The sequence below is a fragment of the Arthrobacter silvisoli genome, from assembly GCF_003369445.1.
In the GTDB taxonomy this organism is placed as follows: domain Bacteria; phylum Actinomycetota; class Actinomycetes; order Actinomycetales; family Micrococcaceae; genus Arthrobacter; species Arthrobacter silvisoli.
The window spans coordinates 1-10,059 of record NZ_QRCU01000020.1 but is presented as its reverse complement, the minus strand read 5'-3'; the positions used below and the strand labels follow the sequence as shown (position 1 = coordinate 10,059).

General features: G+C 65.9%; 10 protein-coding genes and 1 pseudogene. 4 read left to right on the top strand and 7 right to left on the bottom strand.

Annotated elements, in window-relative coordinates; translation table 11 throughout:
* Positions 1–60: 60 nt before the first annotated feature.
* The 6 genes from DWV11_RS04865 to DWV11_RS04840 are packed head-to-tail and all read right to left on the bottom strand — an operon-like array spanning position 61 to position 5,208.
* Positions 61–393, bottom strand: coding sequence for a metal-sulfur cluster assembly factor (locus tag DWV11_RS04865; RefSeq protein ID WP_070349509.1), 333 nt, complete (start codon positions 391–393; stop codon positions 61–63).
* 13 nt (positions 394–406) lie between these two features.
* Positions 407–1,192 carry a Fe-S cluster assembly ATPase SufC gene (gene sufC / locus DWV11_RS04860; RefSeq protein WP_115787765.1) on the bottom strand — a complete coding sequence of 262 codons (786 nt, stop codon included), beginning with the start codon at positions 1,190–1,192 and terminating at the stop codon, positions 407–409.
* A 43-nt stretch (positions 1,193–1,235) separates the two neighbouring features.
* A complete protein-coding gene (locus tag DWV11_RS04855; RefSeq protein ID WP_115787764.1) occupies positions 1,236–1,592 on the bottom strand; it encodes a non-heme iron oxygenase ferredoxin subunit in 357 nt (118 codons plus the stop codon).
* Between the two features lie 24 nt (positions 1,593–1,616).
* Complete coding sequence (gene sufD / locus DWV11_RS04850; RefSeq protein WP_115787763.1) at positions 1,617–2,918, bottom strand: Fe-S cluster assembly protein SufD; 1,302 nt, start codon at positions 2,916–2,918, stop codon at positions 1,617–1,619.
* A 2-nt stretch (positions 2,919–2,920) separates the two neighbouring features.
* Positions 2,921–4,384, bottom strand: a complete 1,464-nt coding sequence (sufB, locus tag DWV11_RS04845; RefSeq protein ID WP_115787762.1) for a Fe-S cluster assembly protein SufB — start codon at positions 4,382–4,384, stop codon at positions 2,921–2,923.
* Entirely contained in the window at positions 4,384–5,208 is an 825-nt protein-coding gene (locus DWV11_RS04840; protein WP_115787766.1) for a helix-turn-helix transcriptional regulator, read from the bottom strand. Before DWV11_RS04840 ends, sufB begins: the two co-directional genes overlap by 1 nt.
* 126 nt (positions 5,209–5,334) lie before the next feature.
* Here DWV11_RS04840 and DWV11_RS04835 point away from each other — a divergent pair, with 126 nt between their 5' ends.
* Genes DWV11_RS04835 through DWV11_RS04825 form a run of 3 tightly spaced genes read left to right on the top strand, consistent with a single transcriptional unit; the run spans position 5,335 to position 8,046 of the window.
* Positions 5,335–6,309 carry an ABC transporter ATP-binding protein gene (locus tag DWV11_RS04835; protein WP_115787761.1) on the top strand — a complete coding sequence of 325 codons (975 nt, stop codon included), beginning with the start codon at positions 5,335–5,337 and terminating at the stop codon, positions 6,307–6,309.
* Positions 6,306–7,094 carry an ABC transporter permease gene (locus DWV11_RS04830; RefSeq protein WP_115787760.1) on the top strand — a complete coding sequence of 263 codons (789 nt, stop codon included), beginning with the start codon at positions 6,306–6,308 and terminating at the stop codon, positions 7,092–7,094. The genes DWV11_RS04835 and DWV11_RS04830 overlap by 4 nt, the downstream gene beginning before the upstream one ends.
* A 7-nt stretch (positions 7,095–7,101) precedes the next feature.
* Positions 7,102–8,046, top strand: coding sequence for a COX15/CtaA family protein (locus DWV11_RS04825; protein WP_115787759.1), 945 nt, complete (start codon positions 7,102–7,104; stop codon positions 8,044–8,046).
* A 175-nt stretch (positions 8,047–8,221) separates the two neighbouring features.
* Here DWV11_RS04825 and DWV11_RS04820 read toward each other — a convergent pair whose 3' ends face one another.
* Entirely contained in the window at positions 8,222–9,184 is a 963-nt protein-coding gene (locus DWV11_RS04820) for a heme o synthase (protein ID WP_115787758.1), read from the bottom strand.
* Positions 9,185–9,622: 438 nt separating this feature from the next.
* Here DWV11_RS04820 and DWV11_RS04815 point away from each other — a divergent pair.
* A pseudogene (locus DWV11_RS04815) lies at positions 9,623–10,059 on the top strand (transketolase); the annotation flags it as partial.

The following is a 10,059-nucleotide window of genomic DNA, read 5'->3' as shown; positions in this document are numbered from 1 at the left end:
CGGCGGGTCGCCTTCCAATGGAAGGTGACCCGCCGCCGTCGGCTGCGGAAGTGGCGGGGATCAGATGTTGAAGCCGAGGGCCCGCATCTGGTCCTTACCGTCGTCGGTGATCCGCTCAGGACCCCACGGCGGCATCCAGACCCAGTTCAGGCGCCAGTCGTCCACGACGCCGTCCAGGGCCTTGCCGACCTGTTCCTCAAGGACATCGGTCAGCGGGCAGGCCGCGGTGGTCAGGGTCATGTCGATCAGCAGTGCGCCGTCTTCTTCGGAGTACTTCAGACCGTAGAGCAGCCCAAGGTCCACCACGTTGACACCGAGTTCGGGGTCAATGACGTCCTTGAGTGCCTCTTCGACATCTTCCAGGCTCGTACGGGCTGCATTGATTTCGGTCATAAGGTGATCCTAACTAGGCCTGGGCGGCGGGAGCAACGGCTGCGCCGGCGCCGCTCAGGTAGCGGTCGTAGCCTTCTTCTTCGAGGCGGTCGGCGAGCTCCGGGCCGCCCTCTTCCACCACCTTGCCGTCAACGAAGACGTGCACGAAGTCCGGCTTGATGTAGCGCAGGATGCGGGTGTAGTGGGTGATGAGCAGGGTGCCCATGTTGCCGGTGGAGTGGGCGCGGTTGACGCCCTCGGAGACGACCTTGAGGGCGTCGACGTCCAAGCCGGAGTCGGTCTCGTCCAGCACGGCGAACTTCGGCTTGAAGAGCTCCAGCTGGAGGATTTCCACGCGCTTCTTCTCACCGCCGGAGAAGCCTTCGTTGACGTTGCGCTGCGCGAAGTCGGCGTCGATGCGCAGTTCCTGCATGGCCGCCTTGACGTCCTTGGTCCAGGTACGCAGGGCGGGGACTTCGCCGTCGATCGCGGTCTTGGCGGTGCGCAGGAAGTTGGTCATGGTGACGCCCGGAACTTCCACGGGGTACTGCATGGCCAGGAACACGCCGGCGCGGGCGCGCTCGTCCACGCTCATCCCGAGGACGTCTTCGCCGTCGAGGGTAATGCTGCCGCTGGTGACGGTGTAGCGCGGGTGCCCGGCGATGGTGGAAGCCAAGGTGGACTTGCCCGAACCGTTGGGGCCCATGATCGCGTGGGTCTCGCCGGTCTTGATGGTCAGGCTGACGCCCTTCAGGATCTCCTTGGTGCCCTGCTCCGTCTCGATGCTGACGTGCAGGTCCTTGATCTCAAGAGTAGACATGCTCTTCTTTCTTTCGTTCTTAAAGTCTCGGTTTACGGTGCGCTCAGTAGTTGTGTACCGGCGCGCCGTTCACAACGTTGCTCACGTCCACGTAGACGTCGTCACCGTCGAGGGCGACGGCGAAGACCGGGACGGGATCGTAGGCGGGAAGCTGGAGCGGCTGGCCGCTACGCAGGTCGAACTGGGAACCATGGCCCCAGCATTCGATCGCGCAGCCTTCGATTTCCCCTTCGGAGAGCGAAATGTCGGCGTGCGAGCAGGTGTCCCCGATGGCGTGGATGTCGCCCATCGAGTCCCTCACGATGGCAACCGGATAGTCGTCTATGAGGATGCGCAATGCCTGCTTGACTTTGATGTCGTTGGCGTTGCACACCAGTTCGCCCTGCGGCTTTTCGCTCATGCTTTGCTTCCTGCCTGGCCGGTCTTAGTTGTCGCCCGCTGCGAGTTCGCGCTCGACGGCATCCGTCAGGCGCTCCTCGATGGCAGGGACCTTGATCTTCTGGATGATTTCGTTGAGGAAGCCGCGTACCACCAGGTGCCGCGCGACGTCTTCGGGGATGCCGCGGGCCATGAGGTAGAAGAGGTGCTCGTCGTCGAAGCGGCCGGTGGCGCTGGCGTGGCCTGCGCCCTCAATGAGGCCGGTTTCGATTTCGAGGTTCGGCACGGAGTCCGCGCGGCAGCCGTCGGTCAGCACCAGGTTCTGGTTCTTCTCGTAGCTGTCGGTGCCCTCGGCCTGCTTCTGGATCAGGACGTCGCCGACCCACACGGTGTGCGCGTCCTTGCCCTGCAGCGCGCCCTTGTAGAGGACGTTGGAGACGCAGTTCGGCTGGGCGTGGTCGACGTAGGTGCGGTGCTCAAGGTGCTGGCCGGCGTCGGCGAAGTACAGGCCGAAGAGCTCCACCTCGCCGCCGGGGGCAGCGAAACGGGCCGTCGGGGTGACACGCACCAGGTTGCCGCCAAGGCTGACAACGATGTGCTTGAACTTCGCGTCGCGGCCGATCCTGGCCTGCTGCGAGGAGGCGTGGACGGAGTCGTCGTTCCATTCCTGCAGGGACACGACGGTCAGCTCGGCACCGTCTTCGAGGACGATTTCGACGTTCTCGGACACGACGGCGCTGCCTTCGTGGCCGAGGACAACCAGGGCCTTGGAGAACTTCTCCGCGACGATCACCACGTGCTGGGCCGAAGCCTCGGAGCCGTTGCCGGCCAGGACCACGGAAACCTCGCTGTCCAGGCTGGTCTCGGCGGGCACCGTGATGACGGTGGCTTCCGTGAAGTTGGCCCAGGCATTGGCGGAAACCCGGTCTTCGGGGATGCCGGCGGAGCCGATGCGCTTGTCCTCGCGCCCGACGGTCTCCACCGTGACGCCCGCGGGGGCGGTGACGGACACGGACGGGGCCGCGCCGTTGAGGGCCTCGGTGTGCAGGCCGCGCAGGCGGCGCAGCGGGGTGAAGCGCCAGTCCTCTTCCAGGCCGGTGAGGGCCTTGAAGTCCTCGAGCTTGTAGGAGGTCAGGCGACCGGCGCGGGAGCTGTCCGGCACGCCGACGCCGCCGCCGTGCGAGTGGCCCTTGGCGGAGTCGCCGGCCAGCGGGCCGGACGACGGCGCCGTGACGGTGCCGTCCGCGTTGATCGGCGAGAGGTTCTCGCCTTCCTCGGTGAATCCGTTGATGTACGGCTGGGCAGAGGGCGCGCCGATGCGCGCCTTTTCAGTAGTGGTCTCAGTCATCGTTAACCGACGGATCCTTCCATCTGCAGTTCAATCAGGCGGTTCAGCTCGAGGGCGTATTCCATGGGCAGTTCACGGGCGATCGGCTCAATGAAGCCGCGCACGATCATCGCCATGGCCTCGTCCTCGGGCAGGCCGCGGGACATCAGATAGAAGAGCTGCTCTTCGCTGACGCGGGAAACGGTTGCCTCGTGGCCCAGCACAACGTCGTCCTCGCGGATGTCGATGTACGGGTAGGTGTCCGAGCGGGAAATGGTGTCCACCAGGAGGGCGTCGCAGCGCACGGTGTTGGCCGAGTGCTTGGCGCCTTCGCGGACCTGGACCAGGCCGCGGTAGGCTGCACGGCCGCCGCCACGGGCCACGGACTTGGAAATGATGGAGCTCTTGGTGTTCGGAGCAATGTGCACCATCTTGGACCCGGTGTCCTGGTGCTGGCCCTCGCCGGCGAAAGCGATGGACAGGGTTTCACCCTTGGCGTGCTCGCCCACCAGGTACACGGCCGGGTACTTCATGGTCACTTTGGAGCCGATGTTGCCATCGATCCACTCCATGGTGGCGCCTTCTTCGCAGATGGCGCGCTTGGTGACCAGGTTGTACACGTTGTTGGACCAGTTCTGGATGGTCGTGTAGCGGACGCGGGCGCCCTTCTTCACGATGATCTCGACGACCGCCGAGTGCAGGGAATCCGAGGTGTAGATGGGCGCGGTGCAGCCTTCGATGTAGTGGACGTAGGAGTCCTCGTCGGCGATGATCAGGGTGCGCTCGAACTGGCCCATGTTTTCCGTGTTGATGCGGAAGTAGGCCTGCAGCGGGATTTCCACGTGGACGCCCTTGGGCACGTACACGAAGGAACCGCCGGACCACACGGCAGTGTTCAGGGAAGCGAACTTGTTGTCGCCCACCGGAATGACGGTGCCGAAGTACTCCTGGAAGATCTCCGGGTGTTCCTTCAGCGCGGTGTCGGTGTCCAGGAAGACGACGCCCTGCTTCTCCAGGTCCTCGCGGATCTGGTGGTACACGACCTCGGACTCGTACTGGGCGGCGACGCCGGCCACCAGCCGGTTGCGCTCGGCTTCCGGAATGCCCAGCTTCTCGTAGGTGTTGCGGATGTCCTCGGGCAGGTCTTCCCAGGAAGCAGCCTGCTTCTCGGTGGAACGCACGAAGTACTTGATGTTGTCGAAGTCGATGCCGGACAGGTCCGCGCCCCAGGTGGGCATGGGCTTCCGGTCAAAGTACTTCAGGCCCTTCAGGCGCAGGTCGAGCATCCATTCCGGTTCGCTCTTCTTTGCCGAGATATCGCGGACGACTTCTTCGTCCAGGCCACGGCGTGCGTTTGCACCGACATCGTTCTTGTCGGCCCAGCCGTACTCGTAGTTGCCAATGCCATGCAACTCGGGATTCTTCTCCAGAATCTCCGAGATCACAGTGCCGTCAGCTACCGCTTTCTCCGCTATTTGGTCCGTCATCACGGCCTTCCTTGCTGATTGGTTGATCCTTCACGGGGCGCGACCCGGCCTTCGGGAGAAACGCCGTTCTCCTTTCCGGCGGGCCTGCCGGTAGGTATGTGGGTGGTGCAGACGTGTCCGCCCCGGGCAAGGGTGGAAAGCCTGCGGACGTCGACGCCGATCAGCCGGGAAAACACGTTGGTTTCGGCGTCGCAGAATTCAGGGAAGTCGGCCGCGAGGTGCTGGATGGGGCAGTGCCCCTGGCACAGCTGCACGCTGGAGAGCGAGGCGGGAAGCGGTGCCTTGCTCTCGATGGAGGCGGCCGAGGCGACGTAGCCGTCACGGGTCAGCGCCTTGGACAGGGCCATGGCGCGGGCGGTGATGTCGCTGCCGGCCGAGTCGATCTCGGGAGCGTAGCGCCGCTCCATGTCAGCGAAGCGCTCGACGGCGAAGTCCCGCACGGCGTCGCTGCCGGCCAGTTCCTTAAGGCGGCGAAGCGCCGTGCCGGCGATGTTCAGGTAGTCGTCGCCGATCTTCGACTGGCCCTGGGAGCTCAGCACGTAGCGCCGTGCCGGGCGGCCCGCGCCGGTCCCGGCCTTGGCAACCCGCTTCACTTCGATGACACCGGCACGCTCCAGGTGGTCCAGGTGGCGGCGCACCGCCGCGGGGGTGAAACCAAGCAGTTCCCCGAGTTCGGCGGCACTCACGGGGCCATGCTCAAGCACCGCGTTCAGCACGCGGTCCCGCGTGCGGTCCTCCGAATCAGCGGTGGCGGAGGCAGCGGCCGGGGGCACCGCGACGGCGGTGCTGTGCCGCTTCGAGGGCACAGAAACAGAGCTGCTCATGGAATACACAACACAATCATGTCGTAATCTACTCCCGGCATCCAGTAAGGCAAGGCTGGCCTGATGCCGGGACCGCGGCTCCGCCCGCTTGGAGTCGCCTGCTACTACTTCCCGTAGAATACTCTGGTGCGTTCCCCCGAATCCCCCGTCCTCTCGATTGAAGGACTCATCAAGGACGTCGGCCCGCTGGCCGCCCTTGACGGAAAGATGTTGCGGGTGGTCAACGGCGTCAGCCTGCATGCCGGGCGCGGGCAGGTCACCGCGCTGCTCGGGGCAAACGGCGCCGGGAAGACCACCACCCTTGAATGCGCCCAAGGCCTCCAGAAGAGGTCCGGTGGCACTATCCGCCTGCTGGGTGAAGATCCGGACCTGGCCGGGGCCGCCTTGCGCTCCCGTGTCGGCGTGATGCTGCAGGACGGCGGGCTGCCGCCGTCGGCCCGCCCGCTCCCCTTGCTGCGCCACATCGCCGGGATGTACGCGAACCCGCTGCCGCTCGACACGCTCGTGGAGCGGCTCGGGATCGATTCCTTCAGCCGCAGCAGCGTGCGTCGCCTTTCCGGAGGCCAGAAGCAGAGACTGGCCCTCGCAGCCGCGCTGGTCGGCAACCCGGAGGTCCTGTTCCTCGACGAGCCGAGTGCCGGCCTCGATCCGCAGTCGCGCCAGATCGTCTTCGAGCTCATCGCCGAACTGCGCGATTCCGGGATGGGAATCATCCTCACCACCCACCTCATGGACGATGCCCAGCGTCTTGCGGATTACGTCTACATCATCGACGGCGGCCATAATGTCGCCGAAGGAACGGTCGCCGAACTGCTGCAGCACGGCGAATCCGACAAGGACGGCATCACCGAACGGACCCTTTCTTTTGACGCGCCTGCGGGCTTGGACCTCCGCGCGGCACTCGGCGGCCTGGCCGAGGGACTGGCGCTGTCCGAGGACCGCGCCGGAAGCTACACCGTCACGGGCGCCCTGGCCCCGGAACATCTGGCCCGTCTGACGGCCTGGTGGGCGGAGCAGGGAATCATGCCGGCGTCGCTGAGGCTTGAGGCACGCAGCCTCGAGGACGTTTTCCTGGACATCTCGGGAAGGGACATCCGATGAGCAACAGTTCCGCCGCCGGGCTGGTGCCCGCCGGCTCCGCACAGTCCGCCCCGGCACCCCTGCTCCGGCGGATCCTGCTTCAGGGCAAGTACGAAACCCTGGCGATGATCCGCAACGGCGAACAGCTGATCCTCGCCGTCATCCTGCCGCTGCTTGCGCTGTTCGGCCTGACCGTCACACCGCTGCTCGACGGCCTCGGCGCGCCCCGCGTGGACATCGCAGTGCCGGGCATTCTCGCCCTGTGCGCCATGTCCACAGCCTTCACCGGGCAGGGCATCGCCACCGGCTTCGACCGCCGCTATGGTGTGCTGCGCTTCCTCTCCACTACCCCCCTGGGCCGCACCGGCCTCATCGCCGGAAAGATCCTGGCCGTGCTTGCCGTGCTGGCGCTGCAGCTGGCGGTGGTCGGGGCGGTCGCCGCGGTCCTTGGCTGGCGCCCGGAACCGGCCGGCTGGCTCCCGGGCTTGGCGATGCTCGTGCTGGGCGCCGCGGCCTTCACCGCGCTGGGCCTGCTGGTCGCCGGTACCGTGCGCCCGGAAGCAACCTTGGCCATCACCAATCTGCTGTGGATCCTCCTCGGCGCCCTGGGCGGGATCGTGGTGCCGGCCGTCCGGCTGCCCGCCATCGCCAACAACCTCGCCCACTTCCTGCCTTCCGGCGCCCTGGGCGAAGCCATGCGGGAAGCCTTCCTGCACGGCACCTTCGCCCTGCCCCAATTGTTCGTCCTGCTGCTCTGGACCGTGGTGCCGGGCGCCGCGGCCGTCCGCTGGTTCAAATGGAATTGAGAGAACTGTGAACACGGCTTCCCGCCTCCCCGACTTCATCCAGCGGCTCGCCGCCAGGCTCCCGCACGAGGTGGACAACACGGTCCGCCGGCTCGCGATGCTCTCCCTGGTCGGCCAGATCATCCTCGTGGTGACCGGCGGCGCCGTCCGCCTCACGTCCTCAGGCCTTGGCTGCCCCACCTGGCCGCGCTGCACCCAGGACTCCCTGGTCAACACTCCCGAGATGGGCATCCACGGCTTCATCGAGTTCGGCAACCGCACGCTCACTTTCGCCCTCGCCGCCGTCGCCGCGCTCATGCTGGTATATCTGTGGAAGCTGCGCAAGGACCGCCGTGACCTGTTCCTGCTTGCACTGGGTCTCCTCGCGAGCATCCCTGCCCAGGCAATCATCGGCGGCATCACGGTCCTCACCCGGCTCAACCCGTGGGTGGTCGGCCTGCATTTCCTGGTCTCGATGGCCCTGGTGGTCCTGGCGACGCTGCTGGTGAACCGGGCCTACGGCCGCACCGGACGGTTCATGAACCGCATTCTCGCAGCGCTGCCCGCGGTGACCCGCCCGGTGATGAACGCCGTCGCGCTCTTCTCCGCCGCCGCCGTCATGCTCGGCGTCGCAGTCACCGGCGCCGGCCCGCACGCGGGCGACGCCAACGCCCCCCGCAACGATCTCGACTGGGACCTCGTCAGCCACATCCACGCCGTCCCGGCCTACCTGGTGACCGCGGGTACCGCCTTCGCCGTCTTCCTGGTCCTGAGCAGGGGCATCACCGGGCCGTTCCGCACCGCCGTGTTCCTGCTTCTCGGCGTCACCGTGCTGCAGGCCGTCATCGGCTTCACGCAGTACTACAACGGGATTCCGGCCCTCCTGGTCGGCGCGCACATGCTCGGTGCGGCGCTGCTCATGGCGGCCTCCACCAACGCCGCCGACCTCGCCCGCAGCAGCCGTATCAGCTAGCTCCTCCCCCGGGATTGCCGCCCGGACCGTGGGCACCGGGTCCAAGAGAAGCCGGGTCCAAAAGAAAGCGCCACCCGCCGTCCATTCCGGACCGCGGGTGGCGCTTTCTTTGGATCGGCTTCGTGGTATCAGCCGGAAGTCGGACGCCCGTGCGGGGGCCTGCCGTCAAACAGCCTCAGCCGCCCATCAGCGGGCCGCCGACGAACGGGTCCACGGCCAGGGCGATGAACAGCAGGGTCAGGTAGCTGATGGAGCCGTGGAAAACCTTCATGGCACCCTTGTTGGACACTTCACCCTTCTGGGCGCGCTCGTACAGGGCGTGGGATTCATAGAGGAACCAGGCTCCTGCCAGGACGGCGGCGATGGTGTACACCCAGCCGGCTCCGCCCAGGGGAACCATCAGCAGCGAGCAGGCAACCATGGCCCACGCGTAGAGCACCACCTGCACGGAAACCACCTTGGCCCCGGCGATCGCGCCGAGCATGGGGACGTTCGCCTTGCGATAGTCCTCGCCGTAGCGCATGGACAGCGGCCAGTAGTGCGGCGGCGTCCAGAGGAAGATGACCATGAACAGCACGACGGCGGGCCATTCCACCGTATTCGTCACGGCGGACCAGGCGATCAGCACCGGGAAGCAGCCGGCAGCGCCGCCCCACACGATGTTCTGCGCGGTGCGGCGCTTGAGGATCATGGTGTAGATGACCACGTAGAAGACAATGGCGGCGAGGCCGAGCCAGGCGGAGAGGGGGTTGGCGCCGAACCAGAGGATGGCGATCGCCGCAGCGCCGAGGACCCAGCCGAACACCAGGGCCTCGCGGGGTGAGACTTCACCGGTCACGAGGGGACGGTTTTCAGTGCGGTGCATCAGTTTGTCGATGTCGCGGTCGATGTAGCAGTTGAAGACGCCGGCGCTGCCGGCGGCAAACGCGCCGCCCACGAGCGTGGCCAGGATCAGCCCGATGGAGGGGAAGCCGCGCTGGGCGAAGATCATGGTGGGCAGGGTACTCACCAGCAGCAACTCGATGACCCGTGGCTTTGTCAGTGCCAGATACGCCTTGAACTTCCGGGAAATTCCACTCCCCTGCATAGCGGCAGAGGCATCGAGGTTGGTATCGCTTGTGCTCACGGTGGCAGTCACTCTGTTCTGTAGCTCTTGGTGTTCCTGCAGCGAAGCAACCGCGCCGTTCCTTGGGATGGGTCCGGGGTTGCACATGCCGCTGGCGGCCTCCGAATATCATACCGTGGCCCGGATGGACAGAAGGCACCTGTGAAACACGCATGTTTCGGAATGTTCACCCCCTCCCGGACGCCATGGTGATTCATAAATCGGAATTTTGCGGACAAATTTCAGGAATCCCACCAATCGGCCCGTTCTCTCGGGCTAAGCTGTCAGCAGATCAGCTCGTGCAGCCTCCTGAGAAAACGCATTCTCAGAAGTCCGGGTCTGGATAATAGATCAACGTTTCAATGGTGAACGGCTGGTGGACACCTCGCAGCGGGCACCGTTTCCTGCCCCGCGTCTGCTGTTCACCCCGCCGCCGTCAGCACAGAGAGGGGCTCGGTTTACGTGCCACATTTGGAAGAGCAAGAACTGACTTGGACCAGCCTGGACCAGCGTGCAGTGGACACCGTGCGCGTCCTGGCAGCCGACGCCGTGGAGAAGGTGGGCAACGGCCACCCCGGCACGGCGATGAGCCTGGCACCGGCGGCATACCTGCTGTTCCAGAAGCTGATGCGCCACGATCCCAAGAACCCGGACTGGATCGGTCGCGACCGCTTTGTCCTGTCCCCCGGCCACACGTCCCTGACCCTCTACATCCAGCTGTTCCTCTCCGGCTACGGCCTGGAACTGAAGGACCTTGAGGCGCTGCGTACCTGGGGTTCCCTGACCCCGGGCCACCCGGAGTACAAGCACACGGCCGGCGTCGAAATCACCACCGGCCCGCTGGGCCAGGGCCTGGCCTCCTCGGTCGGCTTCGCCTACTCCCAGCGCCGCCAGCGCGGCCTGTTCGA